Genomic DNA, 18,712 nt, shown 5'->3' on the forward strand with positions numbered 1-18,712 from the left:
ATATCTAGATGGAAGTGTCACTATTTGGTCCAGGGGTTGGAGAATGTGTACTTGTTAAATTGCCGAATGATAAGTGGATTATTGTAGACTCTTTTATCGACAAGGAGTCAGGGAAGCCGATCGCCTTACAATACTTAAAAGAACAAAATTTAAATCCAGAAGAAGTTGTTGAGTTAATAATTGTTACACATTGGCATAGTGATCACATTGCTGGGATGTCAGAGGTCATTTTCAATTGTACAAATGCAAGCGTTGTAATTCCTTCAGCATTCACAAAAAAAGAATTTACTATTTTTATTACATCTCTAGCCAAAGACCAATCTTTAGGTGAATTAAATAGTGCTAAAGAAATGAAAAGAGTTATGTTTGGGTTGGGAGAACATTATAGAAACAATAAAATACCACCTATCTACGCATCTGAAGGTAAATGTCTTTACAGAGATGATGTTAATCACATAAATGTCGTAGCTCTTTCTCCATCTAGCCATTCAGAGACTAATTCCTTAATGGAATTAAATGACTTATACAATAAATTCAAAGTTCAAAATCCTAGGGTACATATATTAAAACAAGCGCCGAATAATAACTCTATTGCCTTAGCAATCACAGTTAAAGATGTCTCCATATTACTAGGAGGAGATCTTGAAGAACCTAAGTATAATCCTGATAAGCTTTATGGATGGTCGGCTATATTAAAGTCTAAACAAGTATCTAAGAGAAAGTCTGTATTATTCAAAGTCCCGCATCATGGTTCGAGAACAGGACATCATGATGAAGTGTGGAGTGAAATGCTTCAAAAACCATGCTCCATACTAACCACATACAACTCTTCATCTTTACCTCGTTCTGAAGATATAGAAAGAATCAAAGGAGAATCTAATTCTGTTTATATTACTTCACCACCAAAAATACCTAAAAAACTGCTAAGAGATAAAAGATTGCAGAAAGATATTGATAATTTTTGTAAAAATTTAAAGCCTAAAGAATCAGTAACAGGCCATGTGAAAGCTCTTGTAGACACAATGTCTGGTTCGGTAGAGGTAGCTGAATCAAAAAGAAGTATGGTAGAACTCTAACAAGAACACATCAAAAATATTTGCAACTTGTAAATTTAACATTATTATATCAATAGGTTAGTGAATTAATTTCATGATCAACGCGGCTACAACTCTCCACCGTCAAGCTTCCCCAAACAATTAACGCATTTTAAGTAAAACCAAACAGGATGTTTGGGATAGTCGAGGCTAGTGCATGGATGCACGTCCGAAACGGTACGTTTAAAATGCGTTAGTTGGTTGGATCAGAAAGCGAGTCGGTGTGCCTTTTTCTTTGGTTACTTTCTTTTGGGCACGCAAAAGAAAGTAACACGCCGTTAGGGCGGAACACAAAGCTGGAAATACCAATTCAACTCGATGAGCGAAGCCGAACCAATACCCACATCAATACAAATCAAACAACCTTCATACACTTCAACATATAATTCACATCCACATTTTGCGTGATCTTAAACCCATTCATCAACGGACTATATTCCACACCACACAAGTCATCACAATGTAACTGCGTTGTATCAATCGCACTCAACAACTGCGAAGGGCGAATAAACTTCTCATATTCATGCGTCCCTTTTGGCACCCAACGTAACACATGCTCTGCGCCTAAAATCATCATTAGGTACGCTTTCCATGTTTTATTGATTGTTGAGAAGTAAACAGTGCCACCGGGTTTTACTAAATCACAACACGCTTGAATAACAGAAGCCGGATCCGGCACGTGCTCTAACATTTCCATGCAAGTCACGACATCGAAGGCTTGTGGATGAGTTTGGGCAAATTGCTCTGCAGTGGTTTTTTGGTAATCGACCTTAGTTTCAGTCTCTAATGCATGTAAACGGGCAATTTGTAATGACGCGTGTGCCATATCAATGCCCGTTACGTCTGCACCTTTAATCGCCATGCTTTCTGCTAAAATGCCGCCGCCACAACCTACATCGACTACTTTCTTGCCAAATAGCCCATCAACACCTTGCTCTATGTATTCCAGACGCGTTGGGTTGAGCATATGTAAAGGCTTGAAATCACCTTCTAAATCCCACCATTGCTCCGCCATCGCAGAAAACTTTTCAATTTCTTGCTGATCGACATTCGCTTCCAGCGCATTATCTTGTAATGAGGTCGTTTGTGCTGCGTTATTCTGTGATGGGGTGTTTTCAGCCACGCTATTGTCATCCTATTTAGTTGCGGTTTTTGTACCCATGATACTGCAAGATACAAAATCAACAAACCAAATTGTGCTTAGCGGCTAGGTATAAAATTGAGCTTTCGAGCGATTAACTTGGTTAATCTTGCATCGCGAGAATGATTAAAAGGCATGATTTTTGATAGTTATTGAGCATTAATAGTTTATAACAGAGTTTTTAACATAGAAGATGATTACAATTTGGCTTGCTCTGTGGTCGCGAATTGTTGATAGTTTTACTTGTTTTTTGCCAGAGCCAATTGTGAGAAACGAATAAAACCTGATGACAATAATACGAGAGAATGTATTTTGCGATTCTAAGGGGCTTAAAATGCCACAAGTGGTTGTGTGAAAAATGAGCAGTTAGTTAATAAATGCCCCATATTGCGCCATAAAACGATTCTCAGGCGATTTTGCACATTAAAACGCTTCTGCCAAGGTGCATTTGTGCTACTATCGGCCTCTTACTAAATTCAGTCTATTTCCACTAAATTAAGGATTTAAGTTTCTATGAGCGAATTTGCCTCTGACGTTTCTCCAATTAATATTGAAGATGAATTAAAAAATTCTTATCTTGAATACGCAATGAGCGTGATCGTAGGTCGTGCTTTGCCCGATGTACGTGATGGCCTAAAACCCGTTCACCGTCGTGTTCTGTTTGCCATGAATGTACTACGTAATGATTGGAACAAACCTTATAAAAAATCAGCACGTGTTGTTGGTGATGTGATCGGTAAATATCACCCACATGGTGATACCGCTGTTTACGATACCATCGTTCGTATGGCGCAAGACTTCTCTCTTCGTTACATGTTAGTTGATGGTCAAGGTAACTTTGGTTCTGTTGATGGCGACAGCGCCGCAGCGATGCGTTATACGGAAATCCGTATGCAGAAATTAGCGCATGAATTGTTAGCCGATTTAGAAAAAGAAACCGTTGATTACGTACCTAACTATGACGGAACTGAATTCATTCCTGAAGTGTTACCGACTAAAATCCCTAACTTATTAATTAATGGTTCATCGGGTATTGCGGTTGGTATGGCGACGAACATTCCACCTCATAACTTAGGTGAAGTGATCAGTGCTTGTTTAGCGCTAATTAAAGATGAAGATATTACGATCAATGAGTTGATTGAACATATCCCAGGTCCTGACTTCCCAACAGCGGGCATCATTAATGGTCGTAAAGGTATTGTTGAAGCTTACCATACGGGGCGCGGTAAAATTAAAGTACGCGCTAAAGCGGATATTGAAGTTAATGAAAAAACCGGTCGCGAAACGATCGTGGTTCATGAATTACCGTACCAAGTTAACAAAGCGCGTTTGATTGAAAAAATCGCGGAATTTGTTAAAGATAAAAAAATTGAAGGTATCAGCGCACTACGTGACGAGTCAGATAAAGACGGTATGCGTATGGTGGTTGAAGTTAAACGTGGCGAAGTGGGTGAAGTGGTTTTAAACAACCTTTATGCACAAACGCAAATGCAAGTAACATTCGGTATTAATGCCGTTGCACTTGACCACGGTCAACCAAAACTATTCAACCTAAAAGAGATGTTAGAAGCGTTTATTCTACATCGTCGTGAAGTAGTTACTCGTCGTACGGTATTTGAATTACGTAAAGCGCGTGACCGTGCACATATCCTTGAAGGGTTAGCTATTTCATTGGTTAACATTGAAGCTATCATTGAAATGATCCGTAAGTCTCCAACACCAGCTGAAGCAAAATTAGCGCTACAGTCTCGTGGTTGGGATTTAGGTGCTGTTGCTTCTATGTTAGAAGCAAGCGGTGTTGATGCTGCTCGTCCTGATGGCTTAGCGATTGAGTTTGGTATTCGTGATAACCAATATTTCATGACTGAAATTCAAGCACAGGCAATTCTAGATTTACGTCTACACAAGTTAACGGGCCTTGAGCACGAGAAAATTTTAGGCGAGTACAAAGAGCTATTAGAAATCATTGCTGCTTTATTATTCATTCTTGAGAGTCCTGCGCGTTTGATGGAAGTGATTGAAGAAGAATTAGAAGAAGTGCGTGATAACTTTGATGATGAACGTCGTACTGAAATCACTGAAAGCGAATCTGATTTATGTATGGAAGATTTAATCGTTGAAGAAGATGTGGTTGTGACACTTTCTCACGAAGGTTACGTTAAGTACCAACCGTTATCAGATTACGAAGCACAGCGTCGTGGTGGTAAAGGTAAAGCTGCAACTAAGATGAAAGATGAAGATTTCATTGAGAAACTGTTAGTAGCAAGTACGCATGATACGATTTTATGTTTCTCTACCCGTGGTCGTTTGTACTGGCTGAAAACATTCCAACTACCATTAGCGTCTCGTCAAGCACGTGGTCGTCCGATTGTGAATATTCTGCCGCTTGAAGAAGGCGAACGTATTACTGCCATCTTACCAGTACGTGAATATGAAGATGATAAATATGTGTTCATGGCAACCGCTAACGGTACGGTTAAGAAAACCGCATTGAGTGCTTACAGTCGTCCTCGTTCAAGTGGTTTGATTGCGATTAACCTAAACGATGATAACGAGTTGATCGGTGTGGCGTTAACTGATGGTACAAACGAAATCATGTTGTTCTCGGACGCAGGTAAAGTGGTTCGCTTTAAAGAAGCGGAAGAAAGCGAAGTAACCGATGAAGAAGGTAATGTTGTACTGGATGAAAACGGTAACCCTGAGATTAAGTTCAAAGGTGTTCGTCCAATGGGTCGTACGGCAACGGGTGTTCGTGGTATTAAATTAAATGAAGGCGGTAAAGTCGTTTCATTAATTGTACCTAATGCAACGGGTCATATATTAACAACCACAGAAAATGGTTACGGTAAACGTACGCCATTAGACGATTACTCATCTAAGAGTCGTGCTACGCAAGGTGTTATCTCAATCAAGGTGAGTGAGCGTAACGGTAAAGTGGTTGGTGCGGTTCAAGTCGATGATAATGATGAAATCATGTTGATCTCTAACCGTGGTACGTTAGTACGTACTCGTGTTTCTGAGGTTTCTGTGGTCGGTCGTAATACACAAGGTGTTACCTTAATACGCACCGCTGAAGATGAAAAAATCGTTGCATTACAACGTATTGAAGAAATCAAAGATGTGCCTGTTTACGATGAAAATGGTGACTTAGTATTACAAGCACCAGCGGTCGTTGAGGGTGAAGTACAAGAAGGTGAATCAGAGGCATTAGAAAATGTCGATGAGCAACCAACAGACGCACCTGAATAACGGTTAATGACAATTTAATAAGCGGCAATAGCCGCTTATTTTGTTTTAAAAGAGTCAACTTTTTAAGAGAGTTAGCAATGACAAAAATATATAACTTTTGTGCGGGTCCCGCGATGTTACCTGAAGCAGTAATGCAACAGGCGCAAAGCGAGTTTTGTAATTGGCAAGGTTTAGGCGTTTCGGCGATGGAAGTGAGTCACCGTAGTCCTGAATATGTTGCTATGGCAAAACAATCTGAACTGGATTTACGTGAATTAATGGCTATTCCTGATAATTATAAAGTGCTGTTTTGTCATGGTGGTGGACGTGGCCAATTTGCTGCTGTACCGCTTAATTTGTTAGGTGATAAATTAGACGCTGATTATATTGTCACAGGGCAGTGGTCTAAGTCTGCCGTGGCGGAAGCTAAAAAACATGCTCGTATTCATGAGACCGATATCATGTTAACCACAGAGCAAGGTAAAATTGCTGTTAAACCGAGTGCGGATTGGAATGTTAACGCCGGTGCGGCTTATGTACATTATTGCCCTAATGAAACCATTGAAGGGATCGAAATATTTGATGTGCCTGAAACAGGTGTAGTACCGTTAGTGGCTGATATGAGCTCAACCATTTTGTCACGCACCATTGATGTTTCAAAATTTGGTGTTATTTATGCCAGCGCACAGAAAAACATTGGCCCATCTGGTTTGGCGATTGTGATTGTACGTGAAGATTTGATCGGCCATGCACGTACAGCTATTCCGTCTATTTTTGATTATCAAATTCAAAGCGACTTCGACTCAATGTACAATACACCGCCTACTTACTCATGGTATTTAGCCGGTCTTGTGTTTAAATGGTTATTAGCGGAAGGTGGCATAGCAGCCATTGAGCAGAAAAATATTGCTAAAGCAGAGTTGCTTTATAACGCAATTGATAAGTCTGATTTTTATACTAATAATGTAGATGCAAGTGTACGTAGCCGTATGAATATTCCTTTCACATTAGCTGATGATAGTTTAAATGAAACCTTCTTAAGTGAAGCTAAAGCTGCGGGCCTATTAACTTTAAAAGGGCATAAATTAGTTGGCGGAATGCGTGCTAGCATTTATAACGCAATGCCGATTGAAGGTGTACAAGCTTTAGTTGATTTTATGGCTGTTTTCGAGAATAAATACGCCTAAGTAAACCTCTAAAAATCATCTGTTTTAAAGTGTTATGTTTGAATAACCTAAACTAACACTTTTTAAATGGTTTTTTTGAGTGGTGTTTTTAAGTTGTTTTTTAAATGGTCTTTATAAGTAATACGCCACGCATTTTAAACAATTGCTTTTAACAATACCTATAAAGAACACATATAAAAACACCTATAAAGAATGCCCATAAAGAGCAGATTCAAAGAAAAATAAAGCATTGTAAGGAACTGGAATGAGTAATGATTTTTTAAGCTTGGCCAATGTTGGAGTACAAAAATTACGCCCGTACCAAGCAGGTAAACCAACCGATGAGTTAGAACGTGAATTAGGTATTACTGATATTGTAAAGCTTGCCTCAAATGAAAACCCGCTCGGGTTAAGCGAGTCAGTTAAATTAGCATTACAAAAAGAGTTAACGGAATTAACGCGTTATCCAGATGCTAATGGTTTTTATCTAAAGCAAGCACTTGCCACTAAATATTCGGTTAATAACGATCAAATTACTTTGGGCAATGGTTCAAATGATCTGTTAGAACTTATTGCGCGTGCTTTTGTTGATAGCAGTCACGAAGTGATGTTTGCAGAGCATGCATTTGTGGTTTATCCATTAGTGACACAGGCGATTGGCGCGACAGCGGTCGTGGTTAAAGCGAAAGACTATGGTCATGATTTAAGCGCGATGGTAGCCGCTATCACCGATAAAACTAAGCTTATCTTCATTGCTAACCCAAATAATCCAACGGGTACGTTTTTAGAGCAAGCAGAAATCAAAGACTTTTTAGCAAAAGTACCGGCGCGAGTATTAGTGGTATTAGACGAAGCCTATTTTGAATATGCAGACAATACACGTCGTGGCAATGCCATTGCTTGGATTAAAGAGTTCCCTAACTTAATCGTTTCTCGTACTTTCTCAAAAGCTTATGGTTTAGCGGGATTACGTGTTGGATACAGTATTTCACACCCTGACATTGCTGATATTTTAAATCGTGTTCGTCAGCCGTTTAATTGTAATGCACTCGCGTTAAAAGCCGCTGAAACTGTTTTGCAAGACGAGCAATACCTTGCACAAAGTGTTGCGTTAAATAATGCGGGAATGAAAGACTTAAGTGCCTTTTTTGATGCCAATAATTTACAGTATATTCCTTCAATGGGTAACTTTATTACCGTGAATGTCGGTAACCCTGCCGATAAGAAGATGGTTGATAACAAGACGGGCGATCAGGTTTACCAAGCGTTATTACAAGAAGGTGTCATTGTACGTCCGATCACGGGTTACGGTTTACCTAACCATTTGCGTATCAGTATTGGTACTGAAGCGGAAAATCAACGCTTCAAGCAAGCACTTACTAAAGTTTTAAATTTGCAATAAGAGAAACGAATACTATGGAACAGTTATTATTAAACCCGATTAAGAAAGTCGATGGTGAGATTAATTTACCGGGCTCAAAAAGCTTGTCAAATCGTGCCTTATTGTTAGCTGCATTGGCAAAGGGGACAACCACGTTAACAAACTTATTAGACAGTGACGATATTCGTCACATGTTAAATGCGTTAACCAAGTTGGGCGTTAATTACCAATTGTCAGCGGATAAAAAGCAATGTGTGGTGGAAGGGTTAGGACATGCGTTTAATACCCAATCTCTAGGTGATATCGAACTATTTTTAGGTAATGCAGGTACCGCGATGCGCCCATTATGTGCTGCATTATGTTTAGGCCAAGGTGAATATACTTTGACCGGTGAGCCACGTATGTTTGAGCGCCCAATTGGCTCTTTAGTGGATTCATTAAAGCAAGCTGGGGCAGATGTTACTTACTTAAAGAATGAAAATTACCCGCCATTAAAAATCAAAGGTACTGGCCTGAAGGGCGGTGTTATTTCTATTGATGGTAGCGTTTCAAGCCAATTTTTAACGGCATTTTTAATGTCAGCACCGATGGCTTCTGAAGATACAACGATTAATATTGTGGGTGAACTAGTATCAAAACCTTACATCAAAATCACGCTGCAAATTATGCAAGACTTTGGTGTTGAAGTAGATAATGTTAATGGCGAGTACCAAAGCTTTGTGATTAAAGGCGGACAAACTTACCAAGCACCTGGCAACTATTTAGTAGAAGGTGATGCTTCATCGGCTTCTTACTTTTTAGCGGCAGCGGCGATTGGCGGCGGCAGTATTAAAGTGACCGGAATTGGTAAAAAATCAGTTCAGGGTGATATTCAATTTGCTGATGCATTGGAAGCAATGGGCGCTAATATTGAATGGGGTGATGATTACATTAAAGCCAGCAAAGGTGAGCTTAAAGCCATTGATATGGATATGAATCATATTCCTGATGCGGCGATGACCATTGCGGTTGCGGCTTTGTTTGCTGAAGGAACCACTAAAATCACTAATGTTTATAACTGGCGTGTGAAAGAAACCGATCGCTTATACGCGATGGCGACTGAATTACGTAAAGTGGGTGCAGAAGTGGTTGAAGGCCATGACTTTATTGAAGTGACGGCACCTGCACAAATCAAACATGCTGAAATTGATACTTACGACGACCACCGTATCGCGATGTGTTTTTCATTGGTGGCATTAAGTGGTACACCTGTGACTATTAACGATCCAAAATGTACGTCTAAAACTTTTCCTGATTACTTTGAAAAATTAGCGTCTGTTAGTTTTTAATTGTGTTTATTTGACGCGATAAAAAGCGTTTATAGCACGATCATTAACGGTCTAATAAAAACCTACTTCGGTAGGTTTTTTTATTTCTTTAACATCTATAGCCGTTACCATTCAAGGTGCAAAGTTCAGCAAGTTTCATTAGGCATTATTTTAAATTTGATCAGACATTATTGTGAATTTCATAAGTACTAATGATTAGTGCTATAAAAATGAATCATTAATGTTATAAGCGCTAATTGTTCAATGAAGCACTCACTTACCTTAATATTTTGCCATTACTTTTTTAAAAGCCAGATGTCTAAATTGTCAATATTTTGTCAGTTATTTTTATATCTTTGTTAACATCTTTTAAATATCCAACAGGTAACAGCAAAATATATCACTTTAGGGCGTTGTATCGCTCTTTAAACAAGCTTTTCACTTTCTTTTCTTGCTGTATTTTGGGTGGGTTGGTAGAGTACGCGAATTACTTTTATTCGCTTCTTTTGGAAATCTTCATGTTTAAAATGTTCCGTGGTATGTTCTCTAACGATTTATCAATCGATTTAGGAACTGCAAATACCCTTATTTATGTAAAAGACCAAGGTATTGTATTGGATGAGCCTTCAGTGGTTGCAATCCGTATGGATAAAAATGGCAAAAGAGTTGCTGCTGTTGGTAGTGCTGCAAAGCAAATGTTAGGTAAAACACCTGGAAATATTCAAGCAATTCGTCCTATGAAAGATGGGGTAATTGCCGACTTCTATATTACTGAAAAAATGTTGCAACATTTTATCAAACAAGTACATAACAACAGTTGGATGCGTCCTAGTCCACGCGTTTTAGTGTGTGTGCCTTGTGGCTCAACACAAGTTGAACGTCGTGCGATTCGTGAATCTGCAATGGGCGCTGGTGCGCGAGATGTATTTTTAATCGATGAGCCAATGGCCGCTGCAATCGGTGCTGGTATGCCTGTGTCTGAAGCAAAAGGTTCAATGGTTGTTGATATTGGTGGCGGTACGACAGAAGTTGCTGTTATCTCATTAAACGGTATTGTTTACTCTGCTTCTGTACGTATTGGTGGCGATAAGTTTGACGAAGCAATCATCAATTATGTTCGTCGTAATTATGGCTGTACTATCGGTGAAATTACTGCTGAACGTATCAAACATAGCATTGCAATTGCTTACCCAATTGACGAAATTAAAGAAATTGAAGTACGTGGTGTTAATGTTGCTGAAGGTGTACCTCGTAGCTTTACATTAAACAGCAACGAGATACTAGAAGCATTACAAGAGCCATTAAGTGGTATTGTAGCTGCTGTGATGGTTGCATTAGAGAAAACACCACCAGAACTGGCTGCTGACATAGCAGAGCAGGGCATGGTACTTACAGGTGGTGGAGCATTGTTATGCGAAATAGACCGCTTGTTGTCAGAAGAGTCTGGCATTCCCGTTATTATTGCTGATGATCCCCTTACCTGTGTTGCACGTGGCGGCGGTATGGCATTAGAGATGATCGATACGCATGGCGGCGATGTCTTTAACGGAGATTGATATTTCTAGCGCAGGCTAAATCCTGCGCTCTGATTCAATAGAAATACCCATGAAAACAATTTTTACCCGCGGTCCTTCTTTTACGTTAAGGCTATTCGTTGTAATAGCCTGTTGCGTAGGTTTGCTGATCGCCGATAGTCAGTTTAACCTTTTCTCCTCCGTACGTGTTTACCTCAACTCCATTGTTTCTCCTATTCAGTATGTTGCTGATGCGCCACAAAAATTGTTTAGTGCCTTTTCTGAAAATATTATGACTAGGCAGGCGTTAGTGGATCGTAACCAACAGCTTGAGAAAGATAATTTGCATTTAAAAGCGGATCGTTTGTTACTTGGGCAGTTACAAAGTGAAAACAAACAATTACGCGAATTATTAAACTCTAAAAAACAATTCAAATACAAACGTATGATCACCGAAGTGATGAGCTTACGTTCAGATCCGTTTACACATCAATTATTGATCGATAAAGGGGCCATTAATGGTGTCTATCTCGGGCAACCGGTGATTAATGAACAAGGTGTGGTTGGACAAGTCTCACAAGTGGGCAGCACCACCAGTCGGGTTGTATTAATTGTTGATGCCAGTCATGGTATTCCGGTGCGTGTACAGCGTAACGATGCTATTGCTGTGGTTCATGGTAGTGGCGCGTGGGATAAGTTGAATGTGCCTTTTGTACAAAGTAATGCCGATATTAAAGAAGGTGACTTACTGGTGACATCGGGGTTAGGCGGACGTTTTCCTGCTGGTTATCCTGTTGCTAAAATTAGCCGTTTTGAGTATCAAGAAGGTGAGTTATATGCAACGGTTACGGCGACGCCTGTGGCGGACTTAGATAGAAGCCGTTATTTATTGTTGTTGTGGAATAATGATCCGTTAGCGGGTGCAGATTTAACCTTAGACTCGCCGGAAACATTCGATGAACCTGTTCAATAGTTATAAAATAATTTATTTCACATTTTTTGTCTGTTTGGTTGCTGCTATTTTTCCGTTACCGATCATACTTAATGCGTTTCGTCCAGATTGGATGGTTTTAGTCCTGTGTTATTGGATCATTGCCTTACCGCACCGAGTGAATATTGGGCATGCTTTTATCCTAGGACTTTTTTTAGACCTGTTGCTCGGATCGATCCTGGGTATGCATGCCATGTTATTGTCGTTACTTGCCTATATCACCAGTATTAACTTTCAACGTTTTCGAAACTTCACCTTAGTACAAACAACATTACTGCTAGGTGTGTTTATTTTTATGTCCAAGCTTGCCTTGTATTGGATAGCATCGAGTATGCAAGAGATCGTTTTACACCGTCATTATTTTTGGTCAGTGTTTACTTCTATGCTAGTTTGGCCATGGTTTTTTCTGTTTATGCGTTTTTTACGTATTCGCTTTAAGGTCAGCTAACAATGCCTATCTTCCTTGCATCGAATTCCCCCCGTAGAGGTGAATTGTTATCGCAAATTAATATTCAATATGAACGAATTAAAGCAGATATTGACGAAGTTCAACAAGCTCATGAAAGTAGCTCAGAATACGTACAACGATTGGCATTAGAGAAAGCGTTAGCGGGTTTAGATAATAATAATCAGCAAGGTGTGGTGTTAGGGGCAGATACTATTGTAGTTTGTGGTAAAACTGTGATGGAGAAACCAAAAAATAAGCAACATGCTCGACAAATGATGACATTATTATCGGATAATACTCATCAAGTGTTAACTGTGGTTGCGGTTATTTCTGCACATCAACAGCGCGTTAAGTTAGTTACCACAGATGTCACGTTTAAAGCATTAACAGAACAAGAAATTTCGGACTATTGGGAAACAGGCGAGCCACAGGATAAAGCGGGTGGTTACGGTATTCAAGGTATTGCGGGTCAATTTGTGACTCATCTCTCCGGTAGCTATAGTGCTGTAGTAGGGCTTCCCCTCTACGAGACAGCTCAACTGATCAAAAGCGTTAAAGGATAACAGCATGTCTGTTGAATTATTAATGAACATTACCCCCACTGAAACGCGTGTTGCGTTAATCGAAGGGGGAGTTTTACAAGAGTTACATATTGAACGCCAAGCGAGTAAAGGCATTGCAGGTAATATTTATAAAGGGAAAGTGACACGTGTTCTCCCTGGTATGCAAGCCGCTTTCATTGATATCGGTTTAGAAAAAGCAGCTTTTTTACATGCCTCAGATATTGATCCTCGTACTGAATGTGTTGCGGATCCTGAAAAAGATAAATTCAAGGTGGCCGATATTTCGACCTTAGTTCGTCCGGGCCAAAATATTATTGTGCAAGTGGTGAAAGATCCACTCGGTACAAAAGGCGCGCGTTTGACCACAGATATTACGTTACCTTCTCGCTATTTAGTGTTTATGCCCGATACACAGCATGTAGGCGTGTCACAGCGTATTGAAAGCGCAGAGGAGAGAGAACGACTTAAGGATATTACTCAATCTTGTGTTAATGAATTAGGTGGTTTTATCATTCGTACGGCTGCAGAAGGTGCGCCTGAAGAAGAATTAAGAAATGATGCCGCTTTTCTGCAGCGTGTGTGGAATAAAGTGATCACGCGTAAACAGCGTACTCAATCTAAAAATAAGATGTTATATCAGGATCTGGGACTAGCATTTCGTATTTTGCGTGATTTTGTTGGCAATGAAATTGATCGCATTCGTATAGATTCAAAGTTGAGCTTTAAGCAACTTTCTAAATTTAGCGTGGAGTTTGTCCCTGAATTAGCGAAAAAAGTCGAATATTATGACGGTGAAAGTCCTATTTTCGACCTATTTGATGTTGAAAATGAAGTGCAGCGAGCATTAAATAGAAAGGTTGAATTAAAATCAGGTGGTTATTTAATTATCGACCAAACGGAAGCAATGACCACGGTCGATATCAATACCGGCGCGTTTGTGGGGCACCGTAACCTAGAAGAGACTATCTTTAATACTAACATTGAAGCAACGTTAGCAATTGCGCGTCAATTAAGGTTACGTAATTTAGGTGGGATCATTATACTCGACTTCATTGATATGAAGCTTTTAGAACATCGACGCCGTGTCTTTAATAGTCTAGAACAAGCGTTATCGAAAGACCGTGTGAAAACGCATATTAATGATTTCTCGCCACTTGGCTTGATTGAGATGACTCGTAAACGTACTCATGAAAGTTTAGAGCATATTTTTTGTGGTGAATGTAGTACCTGTAATGGCCGTGGTTACGTTAAAACTGTGGAAACAGTTTGTTATGAAATACTGCGAGAAATATTACGTGTTGACCGCGCCTTTACCGCTGAGCGTTTTGTTGTTTACAGCTCTGTTGCGGTTGCTGAAGCACTACAGGGCGATGAGTCCTATAATCTTGGCGAGTTAATCGTGTTTATGCAAAAACGCGTAGAAATACATGCTGAACCTTTATACGGTCCAGAGCAGTTTGATGTTGTTATGATGTAGTTCTGATGTAGCTATTATACGGCTATAGTACGGTTATAGTACCGTTAGTATGTGGCTATGAAGTAGGAGAAAGTAGGTTTAATGGGTTATCATTTTTGAAACATGTCACCTTTAAATGGTTAAAGCGACTCTGGGTCCTGCTCGCTGCCAAATTAATTATTATTGCAGTGTTGTTGACCATTGCACGCTTTGCTATCAATGGCGTTGATGATTATAAAGAGCAGCTAGTAGAGTGGGTCGCAGCGAAGCAGAATATCAATGTTAATGCTGAAAAAGTCTCGGCAGGCATCGACTTTTCTGGCTTAGTATTAACCTTAAAAGATGTGACATTGATTGATACTCAAGTATTACCCTTTGAGTTAAAAATTGAGCATCTATTTTTACATTTCGATTTTATTGATAGTTTAACTAAGCAAAAGCTTATCTTTAATGATATTTCATTAAAGGGAGCAAATTTATCATTAAAATCAACAAAAATGCAGAACCTTGCTGTTGCTACAAATCCTCAGCAATTAACTTCTCAGGCTATTGCTACTCAATCTGTCGCCAGTGCATCGGTTTCGTCTCAAGCGATTGCTAGCCAGTCTGTATTAACGAAATCTGAACAGGATCAAGCACAATCAGAGTTAACGCTTGATGCACTTAAAAATATATTTTTATTACATTTAAGTTCATTTTCTATCACTGATAGCCAAATTAATTTTATCGATCATCTAAATAATAAAAAGACTATTTTAATCCAAGATCTTAGTTGGGTTAATGATGACAAACGCCATCAAGGTGTTGGTAAAGCATCATTACCTAATACAATAGGTGAGAATACATTACAGTTTGTGATTGATATTACTGGTGAAGCAGAAGGCGCCAATGAGCAATTGATTGGTCGTTTTTACGCACAGGCAGAAAACCTAAATGCAACTGAATACTTACAACCTCAAGTAAATCCATTAGCAGAGCTTAAAAAAGCCATTGTTTCTTTTGAGCTTTGGAGTGACTTTGATTTTAATGGGCCTAAGAGCATGCAGTTACAATGGGGCAATTCAGAGATTGCCTGGTCGATGTTAAATCAATCCCATGACTGGCAAATTAATGACGGTTTATTACAGTTTACGGATCAGGATAAACATTGGTTATTTGATAGCTACGATTTAAATATTACCCATAATTACATTCCGCTTAATAATGCTAATTTTTCTGGGGCGGGTATTGATAATGAATTTGGTGAATTTGATCTATCAGGTGTTAATGTTAATTCAATCGTGCCCTTTGCCCTCTTATTTTCAACATTGCCCGAAGCGAATATTGAGCAGATACTGGCGCTTGAGCTTGGTGGAGATGTAAATAAAGTTGGATTATTAGTGGATCAATCTGGCGAGTATTCAATAAGTGCAAATGTCGATGCTTTTAACAATCAAGCGGTGGGGGCATTTCCTGGTATTAGTGATGCCAATATTTCATTGCTTAGCAATCAACGAACGGGTCGCGCTAGTATTAAACTGGGTCCTCAATCGATCCTTTTTGATAAACAGTTTAGTCGTAGTATGCCATTACAAAAAGGGCAATTTGAATTACGTTGGGAAAACCAACAAGATGGATTCAAACTGGTCAGTGATAAAAGTATATTAGTGACTGATGAGCTTGATAGCAGTAGTCAATTTACGCTATTTTTTCCTAATGATAGTGAGCTGAGTAGTCCATTTTTAAGCTTGTTTACTTATGCCTCTTTAAGTGACGTTGAAAAAGCACAGTACTATTTGCCGATGTTAGCAATGGGACAAGATGTGTTTGATTATTTGCAACCCACGCTTAAGAAAGGATCGGTAACGGGAGCCAAAATTGTATGGCATGGGCCGTTAACTGATTACCCTTACAAAGATAATGACGGTGTATTCCAAGCTTTTGTTCCCGTTAAAAATGGCCAATATAACTTTTATACAGGTTGGGAAGGGTTAAGTGATTTAGACTTAGACCTATTATTTGAAAATGACTCACTATTTATGAGCAGTGACAAAGCTAAATTAGGCGATATTCGTGTTGATTCGTTATCTGCGGTTATCGACCATTTAAGCCCTGATGGCGTATTAACCATCAACGCTAAAGTTGCTGAAACATCCTCATCGATTGCTGACTATTTGATTGGGTCACCACTTAAAGACAGTGTCGGTAAAGTGGTACAAATGATCCGTATCGGCGGTCAAGTGACTGGCGGATTAACCTTAGAAATCCCGCTCGATTCCAGCAACGCAGAAACCGTTGCAAAAGGTAAGTTAGATTTAGTCGACAATGATATCGATATTGAGTTAACCAGCGATGTGATCTTGCCCTTTAAAAAAGTAAATGGTTCCTTTAGCTTTGTGAATGGTGACCTGACAGCAAACGACCTGACTGCGACCTTATTCGAACAGCCTGTTAACTTATCTTTTGCGAGTAAAGAGTCGCCTGAGCAATATCGGCTGACGGCAGACCTTTCAGGGCTTTGGAATGTTGCTAAGTTAAGCCGTTATGAAAAACAATTAGCACCATTACAAGCAATTGGTAATTTAGATTGGCAGGGACAGCTCGATTTCACCCAAGGTTCGAACCAAGACTATCAGTTTTCGGTGAATTTATCATCGCAATTACAGGGGGTTAAGATAGGTCTGCCAGCACCATTTAATAAAAACTCCTTACAAGCATGGCCGACTTCTATTAATGTCAGTGGCAATCAGCGCAGTACGCAGTGGGATGCGCGTATTAATAATAAACTGAAGTCCGTGGGCGAGATTTTACACCCTGAAAACTCTAATAAAGAAAGAGTAGCGGTTCTTAAGTACCTCTATCTTGGATTGGGGAGTGGGCAAGCGATTGGCATTGATAAGCGTAAACAGATAGTACGTATTACTGGTGATAAAATTAATTTAACACCCTGGGCTGAGATTGTTAATGAATGGGTCTTCACTCAAAAAAATACAGCGGCTACCGATATAAGTGCGACTGCGTCGAATAATAAGAGCACATCATTATTTAATATTAATGAGTTTTATCTTGATATTAGACATGCGGAATTATTTGAACAACCCTTGGTAAACTTAGATTCACAAGCTATTTATCGTGATGATTTTTGGGCCATCAAGCTTAAAGCGGATAATTTACTTACAGATATAGAGTATCGTCAGGGCATTCCTGACCGTTATGACATTAGTATTAAAAAGATGAATTTCCAGTTATTAAATGTTGATGCAATACAGGAGCTATTCAGCAAAGAAGAAGGGCCTTCATTACCTCAACTGAGCAATAACTTACGAGAAGATTATCCTGAAGTCTTTTTAGAGTGTGTGCAATGTGATTATAAAAAAATGCAATTATCACCACTTAAAGCACATGTGTACCCGAGTAAATTAGGTCTTAATATTGATTATTTAAACTTAGGTGAAAAAGATCAAGCAACTAATATTTCAGGTGTATGGGATCAGCGTAGAACCAATATTATTGTTGATAGTAAAGGCAGCAGTGATAACAGTATTGTTGATCGTTTAGGTTATAGTAGCCCAATGGTTTATGAACAAGCATCGCTAAATGGCGCATTAAATTGGGTCGGTGCGCCTTGGCATTTTAATTTAGATTCGTTGAACGGCCAGCTGTCAGTAAAAGCTGAGAACGGCCAAATCACTGAAGTTGATGATAAAGGTGCTCGCCTATTAAGTTTCTTAAGCCTCGACGGAATTAGACGTAGTTTGAACTTAGAGTTTGGTAATATTTTCTCGAAAGGGCTAGGTTTTGACGATATGTCGCTTTCCGCCAATATTAGTAATGGTATTTTGAAAAATGATGATTACTTTTTAAATGGTTCGGCGGGGAAAATATCAGGTGAAGGGTTAATTGACTTACCCAACCTCAATGTTAACTATCGTTTTAGTTATAGCCCTGCTGTGACCTCTAGCTTACCCGTGTTGGCAGCCTTTGCTATTAACCCATTAACTGGCGCGGCGGTGTTAATGATGACTAAAATACTTGAACCGGTTGTGGATAGTATTATTCGTGTAGATTTTTCTGTTAAAGGTGCGTTAGATAATCCTGATGTTAAAATAGAAGACAGACAAAGAGGCGTGGTTAAACTGCAAAACAGCGAAGTGTTAGAAGAGATTGAGGGTAGTGTTGTTGATAATGGTAAGGTTGATAACGGTACTACCGTAAATGGCGTTAAAAAATAGACGTGTTGGGTGCTGAGCAATTTGAACTCTAATGTTAACGCGTAGTGTTATTACAAAATTCACCTTGGATGTTATCTTTTTTAAACTACTTGCTTTTAACTACATGCTTATTACTGTCAATTTTTTCCGTAAGCTATGCTTGTAAACGGTCATTATAAATGATCGCTGAAAACTGTCGTTGTAAATTCTCAGCTTAAAATGAGGTCAGGTAA

The 18,712-nt window shown here is 39.3% G+C and carries 12 protein-coding genes; 11 read left to right on the top strand and 1 reads right to left on the bottom strand.

Annotation, left to right across the window (positions count from 1 at the left end):
- The first annotated feature begins 8 nt into the window (after positions 1–8).
- A complete protein-coding gene (locus tag H592_RS0116565; protein WP_028869746.1) occupies positions 9–1,076 on the top strand; it encodes a ComEC/Rec2 family competence protein in 1,068 nt (355 codons plus the stop codon).
- 373 nt (positions 1,077–1,449) lie between these two features.
- Here H592_RS0116565 and ubiG read toward each other — a convergent pair whose 3' ends face one another.
- The gene (gene ubiG / locus H592_RS0116570) at positions 1,450–2,109 is read right to left on the bottom strand and encodes a bifunctional 2-polyprenyl-6-hydroxyphenol methylase/3-demethylubiquinol 3-O-methyltransferase UbiG (protein WP_156916146.1); all 660 of its coding nucleotides are present in this window, start codon (positions 2,107–2,109) and stop codon (positions 1,450–1,452) included.
- 639 nt (positions 2,110–2,748) lie between these two features.
- Between ubiG and gyrA the strand changes: the two genes are divergently transcribed.
- The 10 genes from gyrA to H592_RS0116620 all read left to right on the top strand — a co-directional run bounded on the left by gyrA (position 2,749) and on the right by H592_RS0116620 (position 18,500).
- On the top strand, positions 2,749–5,484 hold the full coding sequence (gene gyrA / locus H592_RS0116575; protein WP_028869748.1) for a DNA topoisomerase (ATP-hydrolyzing) subunit A: 2,736 nt from the start codon (positions 2,749–2,751) through the stop codon (positions 5,482–5,484).
- A gap of 77 nt (positions 5,485–5,561) precedes the next feature.
- Entirely contained in the window at positions 5,562–6,650 is a 1,089-nt protein-coding gene (gene serC, locus H592_RS0116580; RefSeq protein ID WP_028869749.1) for a 3-phosphoserine/phosphohydroxythreonine transaminase, read from the top strand.
- Positions 6,651–6,894: 244 nt separating this feature from the next.
- On the top strand, positions 6,895–8,031 hold the full coding sequence (gene hisC, locus H592_RS0116585; RefSeq protein WP_028869750.1) for a histidinol-phosphate transaminase: 1,137 nt from the start codon (positions 6,895–6,897) through the stop codon (positions 8,029–8,031).
- Between the two features lie 14 nt (positions 8,032–8,045).
- Complete coding sequence (gene aroA, locus H592_RS0116590) at positions 8,046–9,338, top strand: 3-phosphoshikimate 1-carboxyvinyltransferase (protein ID WP_028869751.1); 1,293 nt, start codon at positions 8,046–8,048, stop codon at positions 9,336–9,338.
- 497 nt (positions 9,339–9,835) lie between these two features.
- Positions 9,836–10,873, top strand: a complete 1,038-nt coding sequence (locus H592_RS0116595) for a rod shape-determining protein (RefSeq protein ID WP_028869752.1) — start codon at positions 9,836–9,838, stop codon at positions 10,871–10,873.
- 49 nt (positions 10,874–10,922) lie between these two features.
- Positions 10,923–11,804, top strand: coding sequence for a rod shape-determining protein MreC (gene mreC, locus H592_RS0116600; protein WP_028869753.1), 882 nt, complete (start codon positions 10,923–10,925; stop codon positions 11,802–11,804).
- The gene (gene mreD, locus H592_RS0116605; protein ID WP_028869754.1) at positions 11,788–12,270 is read left to right on the top strand and encodes a rod shape-determining protein MreD; all 483 of its coding nucleotides are present in this window, start codon (positions 11,788–11,790) and stop codon (positions 12,268–12,270) included. Before mreC ends, mreD begins: the two co-directional genes overlap by 17 nt.
- A gap of 2 nt (positions 12,271–12,272) precedes the next feature.
- On the top strand, positions 12,273–12,833 hold the full coding sequence (locus tag H592_RS0116610) for a Maf family protein (RefSeq protein ID WP_028869755.1): 561 nt from the start codon (positions 12,273–12,275) through the stop codon (positions 12,831–12,833).
- 4 nt (positions 12,834–12,837) lie between these two features.
- Positions 12,838–14,310: a ribonuclease G gene (gene rng, locus H592_RS0116615; RefSeq protein ID WP_028869756.1), complete on the top strand. Its 1,473-nt coding sequence runs from the start codon at positions 12,838–12,840 to the stop codon at positions 14,308–14,310.
- A gap of 95 nt (positions 14,311–14,405) precedes the next feature.
- Entirely contained in the window at positions 14,406–18,500 is a 4,095-nt protein-coding gene (locus H592_RS0116620; RefSeq protein WP_028869757.1) for a YhdP family protein, read from the top strand.
- The last annotated feature ends 212 nt before the right edge of the window (positions 18,501–18,712 follow it).

This window comes from Psychromonas arctica DSM 14288 (assembly GCF_000482725.1).
In the GTDB taxonomy this organism is placed as follows: domain Bacteria; phylum Pseudomonadota; class Gammaproteobacteria; order Enterobacterales; family Psychromonadaceae; genus Psychromonas; species Psychromonas arctica.